Below are 24600 nucleotides of genomic sequence, written 5' to 3'. Positions count from 1 at the left end.
GTCGGCGGGTGTGGTCTCCGTGGGCGTGGTCTCGGTGGTCTCGGTGGTCTCGGTGCTCTCGGTGGTCTCGACGGCGGAGTCGAAGGCGAGCAGCAGGCCGGCGACCGAGCGGGCGAAGGCGGTCAGCTCCTCGACGCGGACGAACTCGCGCGGGCGCGGCGTGGTGCAGCACCTCGAAGCCCAGCTCGGCGGCGGCCGCGGCGTAGGCGCGCTGCGCGTCCCAGAGCCGCGGCGGTTGCTCGGGGGCCTCCAGCGGTCCGGCGGTGGGCAGTTCGGGCAAGTCGAGCAGCAGCTGGTGGTCGGCCTCGGTCAGCACGGGGGAAGCTCCAGGCCCGCCGCGGTGCAGCGCCAGGGGGCCGCGTCCTCGCCCACGAGCCGTTCGGCCAGGGTGCGCAGCGCCTGCCCGGCGGCCGCGAAGGCGGAGCGGCACTCGGCGGGTTCGGCCCGGTAGTGCTCGTGCGGCCGGACGGCCAGGTGCGGCTCGATCGAGAAGTGGCCCGCGTAGCCGGTGTCCAGCAGCAGCCGCAGGCAGTCCGCGACGCCCGCCTCGCCCGCGCCGGGCAGCGTGTAGCTCGGCTGCTCCGGGCCGGCCACCGCATCCTTGATCTGCACGTGCTTCACGTAGGGTGCCAGGGTGCGGAGTTGGTCGAGCGGCCGGTAGTCGCGAGCCGCGCCGTTGCCGGTGTCGAAGAGCAGGCCGAAGGACTCGGCGCCGGCCGCCTCCAGCAGCCGCAGTGCCCGCCCGGCGTCGGTGCCCGCCCAGCCGGCGCAGTTCTCGTGCAGCAGGACCAGGCCCCGCTCACCGGCGTGCCTGGCCAGCACCCGGATACGGCGCAGCACTTCACGCTCCCAGTCGAGGTCGCTGAGGCCGTCGTTGGGGTAGGACATGATCCGCAGGTAGCGGGTGCCGAGGACGGCGCAGCGGTCGGCCAGCAGCGCGAGTTCGGCCAGCTCCTGGTCCAGGTCGCAGCTGATCGGGCGGGCCCAGCCGCCGATCCGGGAGGCGACCACCGGGACGGTCAGGCCGGCTTCGGCGATCCGGGCGGCGGTGCGGGCGAAGGCGGGGCCGTTCAGCAGGTCGATCGGCTGACCGTCGACGGTGCGCAGTTCGATGGCGCGCCAGCCCAGTTCGCGGGTGGCGGCGAGCTGGCCGGCCAGGTCGACGGCGGCCTCGTCGGTGATTCCGCAGTAGTCGATCCGGCGGGCCGGGGCGGTGCCGGCGGCCGTGGGGGGCGCGTGGCTGCTGGCGCGCAGCCCGCCGTGTTCCCGGGAGAGTTCATCGGAGAGTTCAGTGGACACAGGACAACTCCCGTTCAGTCGCGCTCGGTTGGGTCAGCAGGTCGGCGCCGCTGAGCCGCTGGGCCTCGGTCGGCAGGCGCACCGTCCGGACGTGTCCGTCGAACTCGGCCTCGGGCGGCAGTGGGCCGTGCGGGAAGCGGCGGTAGGTGCGGGCCGGGTAGCTGCTGAGCGCATCGTCGGCGAAGACCTCATGGCCGTTCAGCTGGCGTCCAGTCAGGCGGAGTTGGACGTAGCCGTCGTCGGCGCGGCCGAGGCCGACGATGAGCGTGCGGAGCATCGCGCGGTGTCCTCCTTGCTCGCGGCCTGCGGGCCGGCGGTCTTCGGGTCCAGCGATCCGGCGACAGAGTGCCGATCATGCTGACGGAAAGTCAATTCGCTTTGGGATGTTCTTTCACGAAAGAGTGGTTTACGCGCAATAAGCACTCTTTTGACGGTATGGCGATGGTCAGTTGACATAGCCTCGGGCCCTCGTGGTGCCCCACGCCGCCACCGCGCCGCCGCTGATCGCCCGGACCAGCACCCGAACCAGGGGGGAGCGTTGCCCAGTCCTGTCACTGCCGGCGACATGGACACGCCGGCCCGCCGGCTTGCCGAGCGCCTGCCGGTCACCACCGGGGCCACCCTGACCCAGGTCGTCGAAGGCCCCGACGCGGTCCTGCTGGAGTTCGCCGGCGGCCGCTCGGGTCAGCGCCCGGCCGGCGGTGCCGGCGATGCCCGCGCCGCAGGTGCCCGCCCTCGGCCCGGGCCTGCCCGAGGAGGAGCGCCCGTTCCTGACCGCCGGCAGCTACACCCCGGCTTCCTGACCCGCCCCCGCCGCCGGATCGACTACGCGGGCGACCGGCTGCCCCTGCGCCCCAACAGCGAGGCCGCCGGGGATCAGAACTGAGACGACGAAAAAGGCGGCACCCCAGGAAATTTCCTGGGGTGCCGCCTCTTTCCTGCTCTGGCGGTAGCGGTGGGATTCGAACCCACGGTGAAGTTGCCCCCACACACGCTTTCGAGGCGTGCTCCTTTGGCCGCTCGGACACGCTACCGAGAGAGACTCTACCGGACGCCTCGGGTCCAGACGAAATCCTTTGGGGCGGCTGGGCAGGCCGGGGGTGGTGGGTGGGTCAGCGGTGGGTGTCGAAGAAGGCGCGCAGCTGGGTGGCGCAGTCCTCGGCGAGGACGCCGGGGATCACCTCGGGGCGGTGGTTGAGGCGGCGGTCGCGCATGACGTCGAAGAGGGAGCCGGCGGCGCCGGCCTTCTCGTCGAGGGCGCCGTAGACCACGCGGTCGAGCCGGGAGAGCACGATGGCGCCCGCGCACATGGTGCAGGGCTCCAGGGTGACGATCATGGTGCAGCCGGTCAGTCGCCACTCGCCGACGGCTTGGGCGGCCTGACGGATGGCTTGGACCTCGGCGTGTGCGGTGGGGTCGCCCACGGCCTCGCGCTCGTTGTGGCCGCGGCCGAGGACGGTGCCGTCGGGGCCGAGGACCAGCGCGCCGACCGGGACGTCGCCGGTGTCGGTGGCGAGCGCGGCCTCGGCGATGGCCAGGCGCATCGCGGCCGTCCAGCGGTCGCGGACCGGGTCGGGGCGCACCGGGGCCGGCAGGGGGGCGATGCGGGGGGCGGCCGGGCGGTCCGCGAGGTCGGGGTGGGGCTGCATCCCACCAGTGTCCGACACCGGCAGCCCCACCCCCACCCCCGCCGTGGCCTCGGCGCGGCCGTACCCCGGGCCGGCCCTAGCGGACCGCCTCCAGGACCTCGGCGCAGCCCAGCGCATCGGCGATCTCGGAGAGTGCGTCACCGGGCTCGGCGCCCTCGCCGCTGAGGTCGAGCAGGTCCTTGGCGGCGACGCCGAACTCGCTGAGCAGTTCGGAGTCGCCGAGCGGGCCGACCGGGACGCCGCCGGGGCCGGTGGCCGGGGCCTCCTCCTCGTCCTCCTCGTCGTCGGACAGCTCGGCGTCCTCGCTGTCCTCCAGCTCGGTCACCAGGTTGTCCAGGTCGTCGAACTCGCTGTCGCCGGCCCGGCCGACCAGCTCCTCGGTGAGGACCACGTCCCCGTAGGAACTGCGCGCGGCGGCGGCGGCGTCGGAGACGAAGATCCGCGGATCCTCCTCGCCGTCCACCCGGACGACCGCGAACCACGCGTCCTCTTGTTCGATGAACACCAGCACAGTGTCGTCATCCAGTGCCGCTTCGCGTGCCAGGTCGGCAAGATCGGCAAGGGTTTCGACGTTGTCCAACTCGGTCTCGCTCACATCCCACCCGTCCTCGGTGCGAGCAAGCACTGCAGCGAAGTACGCCACCAGGGACACTCCCAAATGGTCTCGGCCGTAGGCGATCTCGGGCGAACGCGGTCTGGCCGCCCCCGCACCAGAGGCGGTCCGCTGTTCGGACCGTCCCACCGGAATCGTGACAGAAAGCCTGCCCTCTCGGGGAGTGTTCGGCAGCGCGTCTTCGCAGGTCGTGTCGGAAACCCGGGATCGACCCGTGAACGGTCGGCGAACAGGCGGCGAAACGCCCGGGTGCGGGGTGCGCGCACTGCCGGGCGGGTCCGCGGGAAACGTCGGCGCGGCCTCCGGGGCCCTGTCAGATCCGGAAGGTGCGCATGCGGAGTGCCTCGCGCATCCGGCGCTCCTTGGTCTTGCGCGGCTGTACCCGGGCCCGCAGCTCGCGGGCCTCGGTCAGCTCGCGCAGGAAGACGGCCCGGCGCCGGCGGCGCTCGGCCGGTGTCTCCCCGGGAGCCGGTGGGTTGCTCGGCTCGCCGGGGGTTGCCCGGGGCGCGGTGTTCGGATGCGCCGCAGGGTCCGCGGGGGGTCCGTCGACCGGGCCCGGGTTCCTGTTCATACGGTCTGACATTCCCAGAAGTCGGGTGTTGATACCACAGGAGTCCCACGGGACCGCTGGTGCCACGGCGGTCGTCGCTGCGCCCGATACGCCGTTAAGGTCGGGTTATGCGGATCCACGTCGTCGACCACCCCCTGGTGGCCCACAAGCTCTCCACGCTGCGCGATGAGCGCACCGACTCCCCGACCTTCCGTCGCCTCACCGACGAGCTGGTCACCCTGCTCGCCTACGAGGCGACCCGGGACGTGCGGACCGACGAGGTCGAGATCACCACCCCGGTCGCCGTCACCACCGGCACCCGGCTGAGCTACCCGCGCCCGCTGGTGGTGCCGATCCTGCGGGCCGGGCTCGGCATGCTGGACGGCATGACCCGGCTGCTGCCGACCGCCGAGGTGGGCTTCCTCGGCATGGTCCGCAACGAGGAGACCCTGGAGGCCTCCACCTACGCCACCCGGATGCCCGACGACCTGTCGGGCCGCCAGGTCTACGTGCTGGACCCGATGCTCGCCACCGGCGGCACGCTGGTCGCGGCGATCCGCCTGCTGATCGACCGCGGCGCCACCGATGTGACGGCCGTGGTGCTGCTGGCGGCGCCCGAGGGCGTCGCGGTGATGGAGAAGGAGCTGGCCGGCCTGCCGGTGACCGTGGTCACCGCCGCGCTGGACCAGCGCCTCAACGAGCACGGCTACATCGTCCCGGGCCTGGGCGACGCGGGCGACCGGCTGTACGGCACGGCCGGCTGAGCAAGCAGCAAGCGGCAAGCACGGCAGCAGACCACTGAGAGCGGCGCCCCCGATCGGGAGCGCCGCTCTCAGTCGTCCGGGTTCAGCAGCTGCCGGGCCCCGGCGAGGGGCTCGGCGAGGGCTTCAGCGCCGCGGCCAGCGCGGTCGCCGCGGCGTCCGGTTCGAGCAGCGTGGTGTAGCCGTCGCCGATCACGAAGTCGATGCTGCCGTCGGTGCGGGTGTCGGCCATCGTGGTCGCGCCGGTGACCTGGGCGCCGAGCAGCGTGGCCGCGCCGGCGCCGGCGGGGCCGGCCACCAGCTCGGCCGTGCCGGGCACCTTCTTCTCCAGCGCCGACGGAGCGTTGCCGACCTTGCCCACGGTGAAGCCGCGCTTCTTCAGGTCGTCGGCGGTGCGTGCCGCGAGACCGGCCTTGTCCGTGGCGTTCAGCACGTTGACCGTGACGGCCTGCGGCTGCGGCACCGCGGTGCTGGCCGGCAGCGGCGTGCCCGCGGCGGGACTGCCCGCGGCCGGGGAGCCGGCCGCGGGGGAGCCGGAGGCGCCTGCCGAGCCGGAGGCCTCGGGCGAACCGGGGGAGCCGGAGGCACCGGGCGAGCCCGAGGCGCCGGGGGCGGGCGCGGCCAGCGGCTTGCCGGAGAGCGAGGCGGCCGCCGACGGCCGCGGGCTGGCACAGGCCTGGGCGGTGGTGTGCTTGCCCTTGCCGGTGAAGATGTCGACCAGTTGCACCCCGCCCAGCGCGATCAGCGCCAGCGCGAGGGCCGAGGCCACGAGCATCAGGACGCGTCGGCCGCGCCGGGGTGGTGGGCCGAGCCGCGGATAGCTGGTTCCGGTGATCCGGAACTGCTTCCCCTTCAACCCCTGGGGGGTCAACATGCTCACAGTCTGTCTCCCCTGGGAGGAAGGGCAGCCATGCCGACGGGCGACGGAGGCAGCCGGCGAGGCAGCGGGGACGTCGAGTCCGCAGCGGGTGCGGCCGTGTTCAGCAGCCTAGTCCGCTTCCGTGATGAAGGTAATAAATGATCATCATTTGGCGCACCCCACTACTCGAAAGGGTGTACTGACGATCATTCGGCCGCCTTGTCCAAGGGGCGACCGGCGCCCTGACCCGACGGCTGAGCGGCCGTCAGTCGGGGTGGGCCGGTCGGGTGAGGCCCGGTCCGCCTCAGTCCATCTCGAGGACTCTGGCGTGCAGCACCTGGCGCTGCTGGAGGGCGGCGCGGACGGCGCGGTGCAGCCCGTCCTCCAGGTAGAGGTCGCCACGCCACTTGACCACGTGGGCGAAGAGATCGCCGTAGAAGGTGGAGTCCTCGGCCAGCAAGGTCTCAAGGTCCAACTGTCCCTTGGTGGTGACCAACTGGTCGAGTCGCACCGGACGAGGGGCGACGTCCGCCCACTGACGGGTGCTGGTCCGGCCGTGATCCGGGTACGGCCGCCCGTTGCCGATGCGCTTGAAGATCACACGGAAAGCCTACCGTTAGGGCGGCGCATGGCGCAGCAAGCGCGCTGCCTTCTCGCGCGCTGCTGACGGTACGTCTACAGATGAGGCAGGAAAGCGCCCAGTCGAGGGGCCCGAAGACCGGTCCGGCGAATTTTTGAAAAAGGCTCAACCGCGCAGCGCGGCGCCGATCCGGTCCATCGAGCTCAGTCGCATCAGCCCGTAGTTGTAGAACTCGACCTCGGGCACCCCGAGCTCGCGCAGCATCGTGATCTTCGCGGCGAGGTTGGCCGGGCCGTCGCAGTCCTGGGCCATCGGGCGCAGGATCACGGCCAGCTCGGCCGGTCGCACGCCGTGCAGGGCGAAGGCGGCGACCTTCTCGCGCACCGCCTCGGGCGTGGTGGCGTAGCCCAGCGTCTCGATGCCCACCCCGGCCCGGGTCAGCGCCGGCAGGTCGATGCCGGCCAGCCAGCCGGCCCCGGGGCCGTCGGCGTCCATGAAGCTCAGCCGCATCCCGTGGCGCCCGGCCCGCTCGGCCAGCTCGGCGGCGAGCGAGGTGACGGTGGCCGCGCTCGCGTCGACGTAGGCCGCGAGTGCCCCGTCCGCGAGCGCGTCCAGGGCGCCCGGCTCCTCGGCGGCCCGCTCGTCGGCCAGCCGGCGGCGGACCTCGGCGGCCACCACCTGGCGGACCTCCTCGGCCGGCACTCCGCGCCGCTGGGCCGCCGCCCGGCAGTGCGGGCAGAAGCAGAGGCCGAGCAGCGCCTCGGCGACTGCGCCGAGGCGCTCGAAGTAGCGCTCGTGGTGGTAGCCGTGCCGCAGGCCGTGGAAGTGCAGCGACTCGGCACGGATCGCGTCCACGCCGTACCGGGCCAGCTCGTCGACCAGGGTGTGCGCGTAGGCGCGGACCTCGGGGTTGGCGGGGCACAGCTCGGTGAGGAGGCGGTCGCCGAACGCGTTGGCCGGCGCGCAGTCGGGGTGCTGGAAGCCGAGCCGGTCGTTGTGGCAGAACACGGTCCAGGCGTGCAGCTTGAGCCCGCGCCGGCGGGTCTGCTCGGCGGCCTCGGCGAACGGGTCGCGATCGCCGATCGCGCCGGCCGCGAGCGGGGTGAGCCGCTGCCCGGCCCAGCGCGCCGGGTCCGGGCGGAAGTAGGCCGCGCCCGGCTCCAGGTAGCGCACCACCCGGGTCGGATGGTGCGGGAAGACGTCGCGGGCCTCGTGGTAGACCGAGGCGAGGGTCACGCCGCCGACCCCGGCCCGCTCGGTGAGGTTGCCGAAGAAGGTGTCCGCACCCTCGTCGATCAGGTCGGTGGCGAAGGCGAGGACGGACGACTGCACGGCGCGGCTCCGGGGCGGAAAGGGGAGGGGAGGCTCACGCTAGCCGCCGAGCCGAGTGATGGTCTAGACCTGAGGCGGAGTGGGCCCGGTCAGAGGCCGAGGTCCTTCAGCTCCTTGAGCAGGTCGGCCCGGGAGTCGGTGCCGGACCCGCCGGACCCGCTGCGCGCGGACTCGCCGCGCGGGGTGGGCCGGTCGGCGCCGCCCGCCCGCTCCTGGTGCCCGGCGCGGTCGCGCAGCAGCCAGGCGCCCGCGGCCCCGCCGAGCAGCCCGCCCAGGTGGGCCAGCCAGCTCACCCCGCCCGGCGCCCCCGGCACCGCCCCGGCCAGCTCGTAGGCGAAGGAGGCCGCCATCACCACGCCGATCAGGGTGTCGATCAGATGCCGGTCGAAGATCCCGCGCAGCACCACGTAGCCGAGGTAGCCGAAGATCAGCCCGCTGGCGCCGACCGAGACCGTGTTGCCGGCCTGGAAGATCCAGACGGCCAGGCCGCTGGTGAGGGTGATCAGCAGGGTCAGCAGCAGGAACTTCTTGACGCCCCGGTAGGCGGCCAGGAAGCCGAAGACGAAGAGCGGCCCGGAGTTGCCCTCCAGGTGCTGCCAGCTGAAGTGCAGCAGCGGCGCGGTGAAGACCTCCGGCAGCCGGGTGAGGTCGTGCGGCCGGATCCCGTACTGCAGCGCCAGTCCGTTCCGGTCCGCCCAGTTGCCGAGCTGGACCGTCCAGACCAGGCAGAGGAGGCCGAAGATCACGAAGAAGGCCTTGCGCGCCTCCGCGATCATCCGGGCCTCCGCGCTGCGCAGGTCGTGCTCCGCCATGTCCCTCTCCCCAGGCCGACGCGCGTTTTCCCCGATGGTAAGCCGATCGAGCGACACCCGGTCTGTCGCGACGGGCTCGGGCCGGGGACGAACCACACCATAACGAAATGACTGTTCGTCAGATGATCACCGTGGCACTGGCCACCGTGCTGCTCACCGGCGCGGGTGGCGCCCCGGCGGTGGCCACGGCCGCCCCGCCCCAGGCCGGGCAGCTGCCGGCCGCCAACGCGAAGCACCGGACCACAATCGACGACCCGGCCCAGTACGTCAATCCGTTCGTCGGCACGAAGCAGGGCGCCATCGACTTCGGCAACGGCGGCGGCGCGGGCAACACCTTTCCCGGGGCCAGCGCCCCGATGGGCATGGTCCAGTGGAGCCCGGACACCGTGACCTACCAGCACGGCGGCTACCTCTACAGCGACCAACGGATCCGCGGCTTCAGCCTGACCCACATCTCGGGCGCGGGCTGCGGCGACTACGGCAACATCCCGTTCCTGCCGATCGTCGGCGACACCCCGGTGGGCCACGAGACCTTCTCGCACGACCACGAGTCGGCCACGCCGGGCAGCTACGCGGTCACCTTCGACAACGGCCTGCGCACCGAGCTGACCGCCACTCAGCGCTCGGGGACGGCCCGGTTCAGCTACCCGGCCGGGCAGACCGCCTCGCTCACGGTGGACGCGGGCCGGGCCTTCAACAGCGCCAGCGGCTCGGTGACCATCGGGACCGACAGCATCTCCGGCTACACCGACGGCGGCGGCTTCTGCGGCTCGGACAACCGCTACCGGATCTACTTCACCGCCGTCTTCGACCACCCGTTCACCCGGGCCGGCATCGTGCAGGGCGGCCACCTGGACACCGGCCGGCGCACCGCGAGCGGGGAGAGCGACGGCATCGCCCCGCAGCCGCCGCGCACCGCCGCCGGCCAGGCCAAGCTCGCGGGCCACCGCGCGCCCGGGCAGGTCCTGCACCCCGACGCGCCGGACACCGGCTCCGGCGCGCAGGCGCTGGTCTCCTTCGACACCCGGGACAGCAGTACCGTCACCGCCCGGGTCGGCATCTCCTTCACCAGCGCCGAGGGCGCCCGGGCCAACCTGGACGCCGAGCAGGGGCAGCGCGGCTTCGACCAGATCAGGGACGCCACCCGCGCGGCCTGGAACGACCTGCTGGGCCGGATCGCGGTGGCCGGTGGCACCAGCACCCAGCTGCGCACCTTCTACACCGCGCTCTACCACTCGTTCCTGCACCCGAGCGTGCTCAGCGACGTGGACGGCCACTACCCGGGCTTCGACGGCAAGGTGCACAGCACCGATCCCGGGAGAGTCCAGTATGCCGACTTCTCGGGCTGGGACGTCTACCGCTCCGAGATGCAGCTGATCGCCCTGCTGGCCCCCAAGGAGGCCTCCGACATCGCCCAGTCCGTGGTCAACCAGGGCACCCAGGCCGGCTACTTCGACCGCTGGACGCTGGCCAACGGCGGCACCGGGGTGATGGTGGGCGACCCGCTGCCGGCGATCGCGGCCGGCATGTACGCCTTCGGCGCCACCGACTTCGACGCCGCCGGCCTGCTCCGGCGCGCGCTGGCCGGCCGCGGCGACGACCGCGAGCGCCCGGGCCACGGGGTCTACGACGGCCAGGGCTATCTGCCGGTGGGCACCCCGGGGGTCTGGGGCTCGGCCTCCAGCACCCTGGAGTACAGCAGCGCCGACTTCGCGCTCTCCCAGTTGGCCGGCAGCCTGGGCGACACCGCCGACCACGACGCGCTGCTGCACCGTGCGGCCGGCTGGCGCAACCTGCTCAACGCCGACAGCGGCTACCTCCAGCCGCGCGACGCCGACCACGGCTGGCCGAGCTTCCGGCCCACCCAGCAGGACGAGTACGTTGAGGGCGACGCGGCCCAGTACACCTGGCTGGTCCCGTTCAACCACCGCGGGCTGTTCGACGCGATGGGCGGGAACGAGGCGGTGGTCCCGCGGTTGGACAGCTTCTTCGAGCAGCTGAACGCCGGCCCGGACGCGGCGCACGCCTACCTGGGCAACGAGCCCTCGCTGAACAGCCCGTGGACCTACGACTACGCGGGCCGTCCCGACCGCACCGCCGACGTGGTGCGCCGCGCGGTGACCACGCTGTTCGGCGACACGCCCGAGGGCGAGGTGGGCAACGACGACCTGGGCGAGATGTCCTCCTGGGCGGTCTGGGGCATGCTCGGGCTCTACCCGCAGGCCCCCGGCCGGGCCGAACTCGTGCTGGCCAGCCCACTCTTCCCGCAGATCAGCGTCACCCGCGGCAACGGCCCCTCGATCGACATCAGCGCGCCCGGCGCCTCCGCGGACGTGCGGTACGTGCACGGGCTGCGGGTCGACGGCAACGCCTCCACCCGCCCCTGGATCGGCCCCGAGCTGATCACGAACGGCGGCACCATGGAGTACGAGCTGGCCGCCGACCCCGACCCGGCCTGGGGCCACGACCCGCGCGACGCGCCGCCCTCCTTCGACGTCGGCCCGGCGCAGCCGGTGACCGGCCAGGTGACCGGCCTGGCCGGCAAGTGCCTGGACGTCGACGGCGGCAAGGACGACTACGGCACGCCCGTCCAGATCCGGGGCTGCGACGGCACGGACGGCCAGCGCTGGACGCCGGCGGGCGACGGGACGGTGCGCGCGCTGGGCCGCTGCCTGGACGCGGACCACAGCGGGACCGCCGACGGCACCGTGATCCAGCTCTGGGGCTGCGACGGCACCGGCGCCCAGCAGTGGTGGGCGCGGCCGGACGGTTCGCTCTACAACCCGCCGGCCGGCCGCTGCCTGGACGTCCCGCACAGCCGCAGCGCCGACGGGACCAGGCTCCAGCTCTGGGACTGCAACGGCACCGGCGCGCAGCGCTGGACGATGCCGCACTGAGCGGCGCCCGGGACTGACGGGCCGCCGGGCCGGCGGATCACTTCGCCGGCCTGGCGGCCTTCGTGGTCCTGGTGGGGGTCTTGGTGGCGGGCTTGGCAGCGGGCTTGGCGGCCTTCGCGGCCTTGGCCGCCTGCTTCATCTGCTGCTTGTAGGCACGGACCTGGGCGAGCGAGTCCGGGCCGGTGATGTCCGCCACCGAGCGGTGGCAGCCGTCCTCCCCGTAGGGCCCGGCTGCCTCGCGCCAGCCGACCGGGCGCACGCCGAACTGCTTGCCCAGCAGGGCCAGGAAGATCTGCGACTTCTGGGTGCCGAAGCCCGGCAGCGCGGTCAGCCGCGCCAGCAGCTCGGCCCCGTCGGCCGCGTCCCGCCAGACGGCCGCGGCCTCCCCGTCGTAGTGCTCCACCAGGTACTGGCAGAGCTGCTGGATCCGCTTGGCCATCGAGCTCGGGTAGCGGTGCACCGCGGGTCTGGCGGAGAGCAGCGCGGCGAAGGCGTCCGGGTCGTAGACGGCGATCTGGTGAGCGTCCAGGTCCTCGGTGCCGAGCCGCTGAGTGATCGTCAGTGGCCCGGTGAACGCGAGCTCAAGGAGCACCTGCTGGTCCAGGAGCATGCCCACCAGGGCGGCGAGCGGGCTGCGGCTGAGCAGTGCGTCGGCGTCCGGCTGCTGGGCGAGGTGGAGGGAGACGGCCATGGGATCCATGGTGGTCGAGGCCGTGGTCCGGTCATCCGAGCAACACGCCGTCGTGCGGTGCGGTCTGCGCCCGCGGGATCACCGGCGGGTGGAAAAGAGGAAACGGGAAACCCGGCGGATCCGGTTTCCCTGCCGCTCGTGCGTGCCAGACTTCATGCCAGAGGCGCCGCGAGGCGCCTGTTGACCGGACGACCGGGTCGCCCGGGCGGCGGTAGGTGGCGGGAGGGGAGCCCGCCGGTCCGGCTTGACGGGGTGGCATCTGGAGAGGGGGTTGGCATGGGCATGCCCGAAAGCTTCGGCGCGGAACTGCGGCGGCTGCGCCTGGCCGCTGGTCTGACACTGACTCAGCTCGGTGCGGCGGTGAGTTACAGCAAGGGGCATCTCAGCAAGATCGAGTTGGGGCAGAAGGTCCCGCCGACCGACCTGGCCCGCCGCTGTGACGTGATGCTCCGGGCGGACGGACGCCTGCTGGCGCTGGCGCCCCCCGTCGAACCGCGCCGTGGCCGGCCCGCTCGCCGTCAGGTGCTCGTGGCCGGCGCGGGCTCGCTGCTGGCCATCGGGCTCGGCGGCCCGGCGGCGGGGGAGGCGGTGGCGGGGGCCGCGATGGGACCGGGCGCGGGCGGGGTGTTCGGGGTGCCGGTCGCGGAGTTCGCGGGCTCGCCGGGCACCCTTGCCGATCCGCACATCACCCTCGCCGTCTTCCGTGCCCAGTTCGACCAGATGCGGCGGCTGGGCCAGATCTGCGGCCCGGCGACCGTGCTGCCGCTGCTCGCCGCCCAGCTCGGTACCCTGCGCGAGCTGGCCGGGAGGGCAGCCGCGAGCGACCGACCGCTGCTGCTGGCGCTCGCGGCCCGGTACGCCGAGTTCGCCGGCTGGATGGCGCAGGAGGCCGGCAGTGACCGGGCCGCGTTGCACTGGACCGAGCAGGCCGTGGCCCTGGCCGAGGCCGGCGCGGACCGTCAGCTGGCCGGCTACGCCCAGGTCCGCCGGGCACTGATCACCTTCTACGCCGGCGACGCCGTCCAGACCGTCGAGCTGGCCCGCCTCGCCCAGCACCCGGCGCTGCCGCCCCGGATCCGCGGCCTGGCCGCCCAGCGCGAGGCGCAGGGGCACGCCCTGGCCGGGGACCGGACGGCCTGCCTGCGCTCGCTCGACCAGGCCCGGGCCCTGCTGGCCCGCGCGGCGGCCGAGACCCCGCAGGCCGCCGGGGAGAGCGGACCAACCCTGGGGACCACCCAACTGGCCGACCCGGCCGCGATGGTGACCGGCTGGTGCCTGCACGATCTGGGCCGTCCGGGCGAGGCGGCCGTGGTGCTCGATCAGGAGTACGCCCGGATCGCCCCGGAGGCGCTGCGCACCCGGGCCCGCTACGGGATGCGCCGGGCGCTGGCCCATGCCGCCGCCGGTGAGATCGAGCATGCCTGCGCGCTGGCCGGCGAGTTGCTGGCGCTGACCGGGACCGTGCCGTCCGCGACCATCGCCAGCGACGTCCGCCGACTCGCCCGTGAGCTCTCCCGGTTCCGGGCCAACCGCGCGGTGCGTGCGCTCCAGCCGGCGCTGGCCGCCGCGCTGCGGCCGGATTCCACGCCGGGATTCGCCGGCTGACCGCTGGTCAGCCGCTGCCCGGCCACATCTGTTCCGTCCGTTCCGTCCGTTCCTTCACGAGGGAGATCAGCCATGCCCGAAATCTTCGTCAACTACCGCACCGGCGACGGCGAGGAGAGCGCGACCACGATCGAACGGGAGCTGTCCCGCCGGTTCGGCACCGACCGGGTGTTCCGGGCCGGCAAGTCGATCCAGCCGGGGCGGCGCTTCCCCAAGGAGCTGATCACCGCCGTTCGGCGCAGCCGGGTACTGATCGCGGTGATCGGCGAGGGCTGGACGGCGGCGCGGACCGCGGCGGGCGGGCCGGCGCTGGACGACCCGGACGACTGGACCAGGCGGGAGATCCTGGAGGCCTTCGAGTCGGGGGCCCTGGTGGTGCCGGTGCTGGTCGGCCGCAACACCAGGCTCAGCCGGGCCGAACTGCCCGCCGAGCTGGCCGAGCTGGCCGACTGCCAGTACCGGCGGCTGGACATGCGCAACGCGGACGCCGACCTGGCCAGGATCGGCGACGACCTGGCCGAGGCGATCCCCGAACTGGCGGCCGTCGACGCGGACCGGGGGGCGGTGCCGGGGGCGCGCCGGGTGCCGCAGGGGCAGGCCGGCCAGGACGCGCAGTCCGGTCCGGACAGCGTGCGCAACCAGGCCGGTGACGTGCACGGCCGGGCGACGCAGGGCCGCGACCACCGCAACCGCCAGCGCGACGGGGTGGGCCAGGTGGAGGGGGACCTCGGCACGTTCATCAACCACGCCGGCGGGCCGGTGCACACGGGCAGCGGGGACCAGCACAACCCGCAGTTCCACGGCGACGGCGTCAACTACGCCGAGGGGGACCAGCGGATCAACCAGCGCTTCGGCAGCCGTCGCGAGCGCCGGGACGACGGCCGGTGACACCGGACGGCGGCACCCGGATCGGTCGGGTGGACGGCCAGACCCACACGGGCAGCGGTGACCAGTACACCAACAACTACTGGTTCGTTGACTCCGCTGGGCGGTTGCGTCGCCGGGGCCGGCCGTACGGGGTCACCCTGGACGACCGCCGGTGGCTGCTGGGCCGCTTCGTCGCGCCGGGTGGTTACGGGGCCGCGAGCGACCAGTTGGGGGAGCCCGGTTCGGTGGTGCTGCTCGATGGTGCTCCGGGCAGTGGGCGGCGGACGGCCGCGATGATGCTGCTGCACGAAGTCACCGGCGAGGACGGCCGGTTCGAGGTCCTGACCGCCGGGGACACGGATCAGGAGGCACTGGAGGACGACCTCGACGCCGAGCCGGGTGACGGCTTCCTGTTCGACCTGTCGGCCTGTGACGAGCAGGGCTATGGTGCTGCGCTGCGCGGTCTGGCCCGCTACCGCGAGGTGGTGTCGCGGGTCGGGGCGCGGTTGGTCGCGGTGTTGCCCAACCGGCTCGAACACCTGCTGCTGCCCGAGTTGCTTCCGCTGGTGTGCCCGATCAACCGGCCGGAGGGCCGGCGGGTCTTTCAGCGCCACCTGCGGGCCCAGAAGATCGCGGTGCCCCCGGCGGAGCTGGAGATCCCTGCCCTGATCGCCCGGTTCGACACTGATCCGCTGCACCAACTGGCGACACTGGCAAGGCAGATCAAGGAGGCCAGCCGGAGCGGGCAGGCTGGGGACGGCTTCGCGCAGTGGCTTGCGCGGGCCGCCAAGGTCTCCGCGAAGCAGGTGGCCGATGCGGTGGCGAAGTTGGAGAGCCCGGAACGGGTCCTGCTGCTGGCAGCGGCCATGCTCAGCGGCGCGCCGGCCGACGCGGTCTTCGAGGCGGCCAACCGGCTGACACGACAGCTGAAGCAGGAGGAGCCGGTGGGGGTCGGGCTGGCCCGGGACGGCCTGATCAAGCGCCTGGATCAGAGCGGTGTGACCGTGGACCGGGCCGGCCTGGTGCGTTTCGACACGCTGGGCTACGACGAGGTGGTGCGCAGCCACTTCTGGGTCAACTACCCGGATCTGCGCGGCGACTTCCACACGTGGGTGCGGGAGTGCGTGGACAGTCCCAGCTCCAGGGCCGCTGTGAGTGTCGACCTCGGCCCGGCCGAACGGCGCAAGGTGGTCGAGCGGTTGGCCGAGCAGTGCCTGGCCACCAGGCGGCCGGAGGACATCTGGCAGCTGGTCGACACCTGGACCAGGCCGCCGCATGACGGTCTGCTGGTGCCCGAGGCTGCGCAGGTGCTGGAACGCGGCCTGACCGACGAGTCGTTCGCTGGGCAGTTCCGGGAGCAGATGCGCGGCCGGGCCAAGGGCAAGGAGGCGCTGCCTGTTCCGCTCGCCCGGGTGTTCACCGGACTGTGCGTCAACGTCCTGGCCAGGACGCATCCCGACCAGGCCGTGGTCCGCCTGCACCACTTGGCCCGCCGGCCCGGGGGAGTGGAGGTGGACGAGGCCCGGCGAGCGCTGCGGGAGCTGGCCGGATCAGAACGTCGACTGCGCCGACTTCTGCTGCGCCGTGTGCTGAGAGGGCTGGGGCGGTCGACCCCGGCGCGCGAGGATCTGGAGCTCTTCGAGTGGCTGGCCGATCCCGACTGGCTGCTCGGCGAACCGCTGGTGCTCGCCACGGCCGTGCCCGGCTGGCGGACGGTGATGCGGGATCCGGCGTACCCGTGGACGCAGCTGGCGCATCGCTGGCTCGACGCCGCCACCCGCCGTCCTGCCGACGCCGATCAGCTGCTCGGCGTCCTGGTGGCGGCGGCCACGGGCGAGGGCGCGGTGCTCGACCGGCTCTATCTGCTCGCCTGCGGCTGGGGAGGGCCCACCGGGCACACACCGCGGGCCGCCGTCGCCGCCCGCCTGCGGCAGCGGATCGACCGGGTACAGGGGCTGCGGCCCTTCGGCGGGGCCGGGGCCGTGCCGAATCAGTCAGCTCATCGTCAGAACAAGGAGGCAGAGTGACTTCCAGGAGCAGGACGCGGATTGTGGCGCTGATGTTGGTCGGGGGACTGGCCCCGGTGCTCATCGGCTGGCGGACGGGTGGGCCGCTGTGGCCGTGGAGCGTGGCCGGCGTGTTGGTGGCGGGTGTGGTGCCGTTGCTGCTGGCGCGCTCGGGCGGGCCCGCACCGGTGGACGAGCCGATCGGCGGGGTCTACGCCGCCGCGGCGTCCGCGCCCTATGAACCGCACGCGGCTACGCCACCGCCGTACCTGGGCAGCCCGTACGCCGTTCAGCAGCCGCCACCGGAACTTCCGTTCACGGAAGTCCGATTGGAGAACGTGCCGCTGCCCAGTCTGGAGCCCGAGTACGACTTCCTGCTCTCCGGGACGATCTGGTGGCGGCAGGTGAGAAACGCCGAGGCGGCCACGCACGTGCACCCGGAGGGGCTGGCGGTCGAGTCGGTACTGGCCCGGGCGCGCGCGGTCACCGAACGGGAGATCCCGCGGCGGTGCGAGCTGGTGCAGCGCCAGCTCGCGGGGGCGCTCGGTACTCAGGTGCGCGATGCCTCGGCCCGGGTGGAGGCGGGGGCGGGACGCCTCACGGTGACGCTGGCCCGCACCGACCTGGACCATCTGGAGCGGCTGGCGCAGATCCGTCGCTCGATGGAGAGCTGGGACGCCGAGCGGCGGCACGAGCAGAGCCGGCGGGCCTATCTGGGCGAGGACGTGCTCAAGTCGCCGGGCAGCGCGGTGGTGTGGTGGCTGACCCGGCACGGCGAGCAGGGCGATCAGGTCGAGCGGGCGGTGGAGCTGATCGGTCCGTTGGCGCAGCTGGCGGCGGCCGCCAACAACGAGGCGGTGCCGGAGGTCTTCCGGCATCTGGTGGAGGAGCCGGAGGAGGGGCCCTCGGTGGATCAGGCCGCGCAGTTCGAGGACCTGCTGGACGGCGTGGTCGGCGGGCTGCGGGACGCGGTGCGGGACGGCCTGCTGGACGGTCTGGCGCCGACGGGTGGCAGCGGGGGCGAGGAGCCGGCGACCGGGGATCCGGTGCTCGCCGCGGTCGACGGCCTGCTGGACCTCTTCGCGCTGGCCCCCGACTCGGCGGCGCGCCAGGTGGCGGCGCTGCGGCTGGCCGAGCTGGCGCAGAGCCTGGGCCGAACGGACCTGGCGGCCCGCATCTGGTCGGCGTTCGGTCCCCCGGCACCGGCCGAGCCCGGCGGGCCGACGCAGGCCGGTGGGTCGGCGGAGAGTGGTGGGTCGACGCAGGCTGGTGGGCCTGCGGAGGCTGGTGGGTCGGCGGAGGCTGGTGGGTCGGCGGAGGACGGTGGGCTGACGGAGCCGGCCGGGGCGAGCGAGCCGGAGCCGGGGGAGGCGGTGACCTCGCTGGGCCTGCACCTCGATGGCGACGGCCCGCCGCAGGACGGGGTGGACGATGAGCAGGATCCGCCGCAGTGGCCCTGGTCGCACCCGGACACCGGGTGGGGCGGCGAGGGCTAGGAGCGCGGTCGGCGGTTGCGGGGCGGGGCGGTGATTACCGGTCGGTAGTGGTGGATGGGAGGGGGGAGAAGGGCGGATTCCCCTTTTATCGGAATCCTCAGATAATCCTCAATTAATGCATCGATCCGGCCTCAAAGGGTTACCAGAATTTCCGCTCCGGGTTACGTTGCCAGGCAACGCGCGGAGCATCCCCCCGCCGCGCAGGAGAGGTAGCGAAACACCTATGAGCACGGACATCCCCAAGCGCTCGAAGGCCGGATCGCCGGTCGCCGCACCCAGGGCGGCAGCCGACGGCGCCGCCCCGGCCGGTCCCGGCGGGCATGGCGGTCACGGCGGTGACGGGCACCTGCAGGCCGGTCTGAAGAACCGGCATCTGTCGATGATCGCGATCGGCGGTGTGATCGGCGCGGGCCTGTTCGTCGGCTCCGGCGCCGGGATCGCGGCGACCGGACCGGGCATCCTGCTCTCGTACCTGCTGGCCGGTGTGCTGGTGGTGATGGTGATGCGGATGCTCGGCGAGATGGCCGCGGCAGACCCGCAGAGCGGGTCGTTCTCGGCCTACGCGGACCGGGCGCTCGGGCGCTGGGCGGGCTTCACGATCGGGTGGCTCTACTGGTTCTTCTGGGTGGTGGTGCTGGGCGTCGAGGCCACCGCCGGTGCGAAGATCCTCAACGGCTGGCTGCCGAGCGTGCCGCAGTGGGCGTTCGCGCTGCTGGTGATGGCCGTGCTGACCTCGACCAACCTCTTCTCGGTCGCCTCCTACGGTGAGTTCGAATTCTGGTTCGCCGGGATCAAGGTCGTCGCGATCGCCGCGTTCATCGTGATCGGTCTGCTGGCGGTGTTCGGTGTGCTGCCCAACACCCACGCGGTCGGCACCACCAATCTGTTCGGCCACGGTGGTTTTCTTCCGCACGGTGTCGGAGCGGTCTTCAGCGGCATGCTGACGGTGGTCTTCGCCTTCATGGGCAGTGAGATCGTCACCCTGGCGGCAGGCGAGTCGAGCGACCCCGAGCGGGCGGTCAGCAAGGCGACCAACAGCGTGATCTGGCGGATCGGCATCTTCTACCTCGGCTCGATCGCGATCGTGGTGACCCTGCTGCCCTGGGACTCGGCCTCGGTCAAGGGCAGCCCGTACGTCGCGGTGCTGGAGCACGTCGGGATCCCCGGGGCGGGCCAGGTGATGAACGTCATCGTGCTGACCGCGGTGCTCTCCTGCCTCAACTCCGGCCTCTACACCGCCTCCCGGATGGCCTTCTCGCTCGGCCGGCGCGGCGACGCGCCGGCCGCCTTCGCCAAGGTGACCAGCCGGGGCGTGCCGCGCACCGCGATCCTGGCCTCGGTGGTCTTCGGGTTCGTGGCGGTCTTCTTCAACTACACCTCGCCGAACACCGTCTTCCAGTTCCTGCTGAACTCCTCCGGTGCGGTGGCGCTCTTCGTCTGGCTGGTGATCTGCGCCTCGCAGCTGCGGATGCGCCGGATCATCGAGCGCGAGTCGCCCGAGCGGCTGACCGTGCGGATGTGGCTCTTCCCGTACCTGACCTGGGCGACCATCGGGCTGATCGCCTTCGTGGTGATCTACATGTTCACCGACCACGACGGGCGCAACCAGATGATCCTCTCGCTGGCGGCGGCCGCGATCGTGCTGGCGGCGGCCAAGGTGGTGGACTCCCGCCGGAAGGCGGCGGCAGCGCCCGTCGACCAGGGCTTGTCGGACAAGCCCTAGTGAGCTGGTTCGGAGATGCGTGAGCAGTAGCGGCAGATCCGGTCGATGATCTGGTCGGCGGTCTTGGTCCACTTGAACGGCTTCGCGTTCTCGTTCCAGACCTTGATCCAGCCTTCGAGGCTGGCCCTGAGGTCGTCCAGCGAGCAGTGGACGCCCCGTTCGGGGCAGCGCCGTTGCAGTTCGGCGAACCACCGCTCGACCTGGTTGATCCACGACGAGTACGTCGGGGTGAAGTGCAGCTGGAAGCGGGGATGTGCCAGCAGCCGGCGGTGCACGACGGGGGCCTTGTGAGCCGAGAGGTTGTCGCAGATCACGTGGACCGCCAGACCGGGATCGGTCTGGCGGTCGATCTCGTCGAGGAAGTCACGGAAGTCCACCGCCCGATGCTGGGCCGACAGCTTCCCGATCACCTTCCCGGTCGCGATGTCCAGCGCCGCGAACAGGTCGACGGTGCCGTGCCCTACGTAGTCGAAGCTGCGGCGTTCGGGCACCCCGGGCAGCATCGGCAGCACCGGCACTGTCCGCTCCAGCGCCTGAATCTGCGGCTTCTCGTCGACAGCGAACACCGCCGCGTTCGCCGGCGGCGCCAGGTAGAGGCCCACCACGTCCCGGATCTTGTCGATCAGCAGTGGATCCGGGGAGACCCTGAACACCTCCGTGCGCCAGGGTTGCAGTCCGAACGCGTGCCAGATCCGCAGCACGCTGGACGGCGAGATGCCGACCCTCTCGGCCAACTCGCGCTTGGACCAGTGTGTGCCGCCCTGCGGGACCTCCTCCAGGGTTCGCACCACCACCTCCTCCACCTGGGCATCGGTGATGGTGCGCGGCACCCCGGGACGCGGCTCGTCGAACAGCCCGCCGAGCCGCTCGCGTAGGAAGCGGGCCCGCCACTTCGTCACGGTCGAGCGGTTCACTCTCAGCTGGGCAGCCACCGCGATGTTGCTGCCGCCCTCCGCGCACGCCAGGACGATCCGTGCCCGCAGAGCCAGACCCTGCGCGGTCGTCCGACGCTTCACCCAACCCTGCAACACCTGCCGCTCCGCCTCGGAGAGCAGCAACGGCTCCAGCCTGCTGTCACCCACCCACCCAGGACACCGCTCTCACGGCCCCGGTCACAGTCGTTTCCCAAAAGTCGGTACGGACGGCAACTCATGAGGCGACGGACCGACTCCGAACCAGCTCACTAGCCCCGGGCCGGCAGCACGTCCTGGATCCGGGAGAGCGCGAACTCCTCGTGGCCGTCGCTCAGATGGCACCAGCCGTAGAGGAACGGCGGGTCGAACTCCAGCTCGCTGAGGGTGCGCATGGTGCGGTCGCCCGAGGGGCTCTGGTAGGCGATGGTGACCGCCCGCTCGAAGCGGATCGCGCTGGCCAACCGGCGGACCGCCGAGGGTGTCAGCTGCTGGGCGCGCACGGCCAGCGCCTCGGCGGTCTCCTCGGTCCGCTCGTCCACCTCGCAGTCGGCGGGGTCCGGCGCGCTCGGGGCGGTCAGCAGCCGGTGGGCGAGCGCGCGCAGTTCCTCGGCGGCGGGGGCGCCGCGGGCCGGCCGCCCCGGCGCCCTGCGCTGGGCGGGCAGCGGCAGGGCCCGTTCGGCGGGGGCCCGCTCGACCTGGACCGTGCCGTCGTGGCCCTCCGCCACCGGCGCGTAGCCCTCGGCGCGCAGCGCGGCCAGGGTGCTCTCCGGGCCGGCCGCGCTGAGCAGCACGGTAGGAGCCAGCAGGCGCAGCCGCAGCGTGGTGAGTCTGCGGTGCGCGGCGAGTTCGGCGAGCAGCCCGGGGTCGGTGCCGTGCAGCACGCAGCCCGGCTCCAGCACCCGGATCCGGCCGTGCCGGCGCGCGGTGTCGCTGATCAGGTAGGCCAGCGGCTGCGGGAGCTGTGCCACGCCGCCGCCGGTGACGCTGATCGCGGCCAGCTCCTCGGCCAGGGCCTGCGGGGTGCGCCCGGCGTCCAGCGCGCGGCGGACGCCGGCGGGGGTGAAGCGCCAGACCGAGGCGGTGCCCCGGGACTCCCGTTCGGCGGCGGCGTCCAGCAGGGCGGCCAGCGCGGCGGTCGGCGGTCCGGTCACCACGGCGGTCAGGTCGGTGCCGAGCCGGGCCCGGTCGGCGGCCGCCGGGAGCAACCGACCTGCACGGTCGAGCAGCGCGTCCGGCTGCTCGGCGGACTGCGCGGCCAGTGCCGTGCCCAGCGGCGAGAGGGTGCCGCGGGCCACCAGGCCGAGCAGCTCGGCCTCGTGGATCACCAGCGCGAACGGCGTGCTGTCCTGCGGGAGCTGGTCGACCAGCGGGCGGTGCCAGCCGGCCAGCCGGCCCAGGCCCGCCGAGCGCGCCGCACCGTACCCGTCCGGCAGGCGGCCGGCCGCGGTGAGCACGCCGCGCCTGGCGTGCCGGCAGCCCGGGCTCGTCGGACGGCTGATCAGCGCGGGCCAGGATTTGCCGTCGCGGTCCTGGGTGGCGGTCGGGGTGAAGGGCAGTGTCCACCAGGCGAGCGTCAGCTCGACCAGCTGCCCGGCCGGATCGCGCTCGGCCCAGGCGTCGTAGGCGGGAGTGACGGCGAGCAGTCCGCCGCCCGCCTCCGGATCGGGGGCGCGCTTGCTCGGGGCGACCACCCGGCGCGGGCCGCCCTTGACGCCCGTCCTGGTCGGCGCCGAATCGCCCGCGCCGACCAGCAGACCGGCCGCGAAGGCGCTCTCCAGCACCAGCCGCACCACCGCCTCCGAGCACTGGGTCTGCTTGCCGAGCCGGCCCAGCTCGCGCGGCCCCACCCCGCCGGTCTTCAGCAGCACCGGTGGCCGGGCCGCGCACTCGGCCAGCACCGAGGCCGCCTGGGCGCCGAACGCGGTGGCGGCCGAGACCGTCTCGCGCTCCACCTCGGCCGCGCTGATGCCGACCAGCTCGGGCTCGGGAGGCTTCGGGTCGAACGGGGCGTGCCAGTTCGGGCCGCGCAGCGCCAGGGTGACCTCGGCGGGCATCCGGGCCGGTCCGTAGCCGTGGTGGGCGCGGACCAGCAGCCCGCGCTCGCGCGCCCAGCGCGCGGCCCGGCCCGTCTCGCCGGAGGCCGAGACCGCCAGTGCCCGCAGCGCCACCCCGGACTGCGAGCTCTCCGCCAGCAGCGGCCCGACCCCGGGCGGCGCGCCGGCCACCACGGCGGTCAGCCAGGCCCGATCGGCGAACCGCTCGGTCAGCACCTCCAGGCGCTGCCGCTTGGCCACCGGTACCCGCAGCCGCAGCAGGGCCAGCATGGACCGCAGCTCCTCGGAGGTGGCGTCGGCCAGCAGTTCGGCGACCGGCGGCTCCAGGCCCAGGGCGCTGGGCCAGACCTGGCGCAGCGCGGGGACCCAGTGCAGCAGACCCTGCTCGCCGGGCCAGACCAGCGCCTGGCCGGCCAGCGCCTGCAGCGCGGTGTCCAGCCCGGCCGCGCGCTCGCCGGTGGCGGCGTCCAGCAGCTGCGCCAACTCGGCGCGGGAGCCCGGGGATCCGATCGCGACCAGGGCCTCGGCCGTCTGCAGGCAGGGCAGCGGGAGACGGCGCAGCACCGCGGTGACCGAGGCCGGGCGGGCCAGCCGCTCGGCCAGCTCGGCCAGGCCGCGCGGGGCGGGCTCGGCCGCGCTGTCGGGGCGGGCCCGCAGCAGCCGGAAGAGCCGATCCTCGTCGAGAGCGCGCAGCCAGGCGCTCAGCTCGGGGTGGGAGGACTCGGTGATGACGGCTCACCTCGCTCGGTGCAGGTGGTCGGCGGCCCGCGCCGGCGCTCCCGTCCGTTGACCCCGGGGATCCGTCTCGGGCTGCGATGACTCTGTAACGGAGCGTCAGTCTAGTGGGCCGTGCGGCCGCGGGGGCCGGTTCGGCGGGATCCGCCGGGCCGGTGGGCGCGCGCGGCGCGGGCCGCGCACCACGCGGGAGCGTGCGCCCTAGCGCGGCTTCTGCGCCTCGATCAGGAAACGCTTGGTGTGTGCCACGAACGGGCCCTGGCGGCGGATGAGTTCGTCCAGCTCGCGCAGCTTGTCCCGGTACTGGTCGACGGTGAACCCCGGCACCATCCAGATCACCTTGCGCAGGAAGTAGACCACCGCGCCCACGTCGTGGAACTCGGTGCGCAGCGACTCGGCCCGCAGGTCGACCACGGTCAGCCCGGCCGCCTCGGCCGCCCGCCGGGCCTGCTCGGGGTGGCGGGCGCCGCAGACCTGCTCCGGCTGCGGGCCGAGGAAGAACTCGACCAGCTCGAACACGCTGGCCGGGCCGACCTGCTGGGAGAAGTAGCTGCCGCCGGGACGCAGCACCCGGGCGATCTCGTCCCACCACACCGTCACCGGGTGCCGGCTGACCACCAGGTCGAAGGCTGCGTCCCCGAACGGCAGCGGCGGCTCGTCCTGGTCCGCCACGACGGCCACGCCCAGCGGGTGCAGCAGGCGGGTGGCCTTGGCGACGTTGGGCGGCCACCCCTCGGTCGCCACCGTCAGCGGCGCCCGGTGCGAGGCGCCGGCCAGCACCTCGCCGCCGCCGGTCTGCACGTCCAGGGCGGAGTGGGCCTGCGCCATCCGCTCGCCGAGCAGCCGCTGGTAGCCCCAGGACGGCCGCTGTTCGGTGGCCCGGCCGTCCAGCCAGGAGAAGTCCCAGCCGGCCACCGGGACGCTCTCGGCCTCGGCCACCAGCTCGTCGAACGTCCGCATGTCCTCGCCCATGGGGCGATCATCGCAGCCCGGGGTGGGACGGGCCACCGCTTTTCCGTACAAGTCGGGGGGCCCCCCGGGGGGGGGGCCCCCCGGGGGGGGGGGGGGCGCGGGGGGGGGGGGGGGGGGGGCCGCGGCCCCCGACCCCCCCGGGGGGTTGACCCCCCGCGGGGACGCGGCGGGGGAGGGGCAGTGGG

Annotated in this window: 21 protein-coding genes and 1 tRNA gene; 8 read left to right on the top strand and 14 right to left on the bottom strand. The window is 73.5% G+C overall.

The window, feature by feature from the left end:
• Positions 1 to 309: 309 nt before the first annotated feature.
• Together ACFZB9_RS21250 and ACFZB9_RS21245 are read right to left on the bottom strand one after the other, a co-directional pair.
• Complete coding sequence (locus ACFZB9_RS21250; RefSeq protein WP_391449294.1) at positions 310 to 1299, bottom strand: sugar phosphate isomerase/epimerase family protein; 990 nt, start codon at positions 1297 to 1299, stop codon at positions 310 to 312.
• Positions 1289 to 1576 (bottom strand): hypothetical protein, encoded by a 288-nt coding sequence (locus ACFZB9_RS21245; protein WP_391449293.1) that lies wholly within the window; start codon positions 1574 to 1576, stop codon positions 1289 to 1291. Before ACFZB9_RS21245 ends, ACFZB9_RS21250 begins: the two co-directional genes overlap by 11 nt.
• 288 nt (positions 1577 to 1864) lie before the next feature.
• On the opposite strand from ACFZB9_RS21245, the gene ACFZB9_RS21240 reads away from it, so the two are divergent.
• Entirely contained in the window at positions 1865 to 2185 is a 321-nt protein-coding gene (locus tag ACFZB9_RS21240; protein ID WP_391449291.1) for a hypothetical protein, read from the top strand.
• A 58-nt stretch (positions 2186 to 2243) separates the two neighbouring features.
• On the opposite strand, the gene ACFZB9_RS21235 is transcribed toward ACFZB9_RS21240, so the two are convergent.
• From ACFZB9_RS21235 to ACFZB9_RS21220, 4 genes are all read right to left on the bottom strand, one after another.
• Positions 2244 to 2333: transfer RNA gene (locus tag ACFZB9_RS21235), tRNA-Ser, on the bottom strand.
• 78 nt (positions 2334 to 2411) lie between these two features.
• Complete coding sequence (gene tadA, locus ACFZB9_RS21230; RefSeq protein WP_391449289.1) at positions 2412 to 2948, bottom strand: tRNA adenosine(34) deaminase TadA; 537 nt, start codon at positions 2946 to 2948, stop codon at positions 2412 to 2414.
• Positions 2949 to 3024: 76 nt separating this feature from the next.
• Positions 3025 to 3543 carry a hypothetical protein gene (locus tag ACFZB9_RS21225; protein ID WP_391449287.1) on the bottom strand — a complete coding sequence of 173 codons (519 nt, stop codon included), beginning with the start codon at positions 3541 to 3543 and terminating at the stop codon, positions 3025 to 3027.
• Between the two features lie 331 nt (positions 3544 to 3874).
• Positions 3875 to 4132, bottom strand: a complete 258-nt coding sequence (locus ACFZB9_RS21220) for a hypothetical protein (RefSeq protein WP_391449285.1) — start codon at positions 4130 to 4132, stop codon at positions 3875 to 3877.
• A 107-nt stretch (positions 4133 to 4239) separates the two neighbouring features.
• Here ACFZB9_RS21220 and upp point away from each other — a divergent pair, with 107 nt between their 5' ends.
• Entirely contained in the window at positions 4240 to 4875 is a 636-nt protein-coding gene (gene upp, locus ACFZB9_RS21215) for a uracil phosphoribosyltransferase (protein WP_035847466.1), read from the top strand.
• An 82-nt stretch (positions 4876 to 4957) separates the two neighbouring features.
• On the opposite strand, the gene ACFZB9_RS21210 is transcribed toward upp, so the two are convergent.
• The 4 genes from ACFZB9_RS21210 to ACFZB9_RS21195 form a co-directional block, all read right to left on the bottom strand.
• Positions 4958 to 5746: a LytR C-terminal domain-containing protein gene (locus ACFZB9_RS21210; RefSeq protein ID WP_391449283.1), complete on the bottom strand. Its 789-nt coding sequence runs from the start codon at positions 5744 to 5746 to the stop codon at positions 4958 to 4960.
• 289 nt (positions 5747 to 6035) lie between these two features.
• Entirely contained in the window at positions 6036 to 6332 is a 297-nt protein-coding gene (locus tag ACFZB9_RS21205) for a type II toxin-antitoxin system VapB family antitoxin (protein WP_014136828.1), read from the bottom strand.
• A 144-nt stretch (positions 6333 to 6476) separates the two neighbouring features.
• Positions 6477 to 7643, bottom strand: coding sequence for a hypothetical protein (locus ACFZB9_RS21200; protein WP_391449280.1), 1167 nt, complete (start codon positions 7641 to 7643; stop codon positions 6477 to 6479).
• An 89-nt stretch (positions 7644 to 7732) separates the two neighbouring features.
• On the bottom strand, positions 7733 to 8455 hold the full coding sequence (locus tag ACFZB9_RS21195) for a rhomboid family intramembrane serine protease (protein ID WP_391449278.1): 723 nt from the start codon (positions 8453 to 8455) through the stop codon (positions 7733 to 7735).
• A gap of 107 nt (positions 8456 to 8562) precedes the next feature.
• Between ACFZB9_RS21195 and ACFZB9_RS21190 the strand changes: the two genes are divergently transcribed.
• Entirely contained in the window at positions 8563 to 11352 is a 2790-nt protein-coding gene (locus ACFZB9_RS21190) for a lectin (RefSeq protein ID WP_391449276.1), read from the top strand.
• Between the two features lie 37 nt (positions 11353 to 11389).
• Here ACFZB9_RS21190 and ACFZB9_RS21185 read toward each other — a convergent pair whose 3' ends face one another.
• A complete protein-coding gene (locus ACFZB9_RS21185) occupies positions 11390 to 12043 on the bottom strand; it encodes an HhH-GPD-type base excision DNA repair protein (protein ID WP_391449274.1) in 654 nt (217 codons plus the stop codon).
• Between the two features lie 276 nt (positions 12044 to 12319).
• On the opposite strand from ACFZB9_RS21185, the gene ACFZB9_RS21180 reads away from it, so the two are divergent.
• The 5 genes from ACFZB9_RS21180 (at position 12320) to ACFZB9_RS21160 (ending at position 19740) form a co-directional block, all read left to right on the top strand.
• Positions 12320 to 13648 carry a helix-turn-helix domain-containing protein gene (locus ACFZB9_RS21180; RefSeq protein WP_391449273.1) on the top strand — a complete coding sequence of 443 codons (1329 nt, stop codon included), beginning with the start codon at positions 12320 to 12322 and terminating at the stop codon, positions 13646 to 13648.
• A gap of 72 nt (positions 13649 to 13720) precedes the next feature.
• A complete protein-coding gene (locus tag ACFZB9_RS21175; protein ID WP_391449270.1) occupies positions 13721 to 14536 on the top strand; it encodes a TIR domain-containing protein in 816 nt (271 codons plus the stop codon).
• The gene (locus tag ACFZB9_RS21170; RefSeq protein WP_391449269.1) at positions 14533 to 16542 is read left to right on the top strand and encodes a hypothetical protein; all 2010 of its coding nucleotides are present in this window, start codon (positions 14533 to 14535) and stop codon (positions 16540 to 16542) included. The genes ACFZB9_RS21175 and ACFZB9_RS21170 overlap by 4 nt, the downstream gene beginning before the upstream one ends.
• Before the next feature lie 32 nt (positions 16543 to 16574).
• On the top strand, positions 16575 to 18017 hold the full coding sequence (locus tag ACFZB9_RS21165) for a hypothetical protein (RefSeq protein ID WP_391449267.1): 1443 nt from the start codon (positions 16575 to 16577) through the stop codon (positions 18015 to 18017).
• Positions 18018 to 18240: 223 nt separating this feature from the next.
• Positions 18241 to 19740: an amino acid permease gene (locus ACFZB9_RS21160; RefSeq protein WP_391449265.1), complete on the top strand. Its 1500-nt coding sequence runs from the start codon at positions 18241 to 18243 to the stop codon at positions 19738 to 19740.
• Here ACFZB9_RS21160 and ACFZB9_RS21155 read toward each other — a convergent pair.
• The 3 genes from ACFZB9_RS21155 to ACFZB9_RS21145 form a co-directional block, all read right to left on the bottom strand.
• Positions 19737 to 20822, bottom strand: coding sequence for an IS630 family transposase (locus ACFZB9_RS21155; RefSeq protein WP_391449264.1), 1086 nt, complete (start codon positions 20820 to 20822; stop codon positions 19737 to 19739). The genes ACFZB9_RS21160 and ACFZB9_RS21155 overlap by 4 nt on opposite strands.
• Before the next feature lie 101 nt (positions 20823 to 20923).
• A complete protein-coding gene (locus tag ACFZB9_RS21150; protein ID WP_391449262.1) occupies positions 20924 to 23272 on the bottom strand; it encodes a helicase-associated domain-containing protein in 2349 nt (782 codons plus the stop codon).
• Between the two features lie 372 nt (positions 23273 to 23644).
• A complete protein-coding gene (locus ACFZB9_RS21145) occupies positions 23645 to 24415 on the bottom strand; it encodes a methyltransferase domain-containing protein (protein WP_391449260.1) in 771 nt (256 codons plus the stop codon).
• Between the last annotated feature and the right edge of the window lie 185 nt (positions 24416 to 24600).

This window comes from Kitasatospora sp. NPDC008050 (genome assembly GCF_042957465.1).
Classification (GTDB): domain Bacteria; phylum Actinomycetota; class Actinomycetes; order Streptomycetales; family Streptomycetaceae; genus Kitasatospora.
The sequence above is the reverse complement of the archived record's forward strand: the minus strand, read 5'-3'. Positions and strand labels throughout refer to the sequence as shown.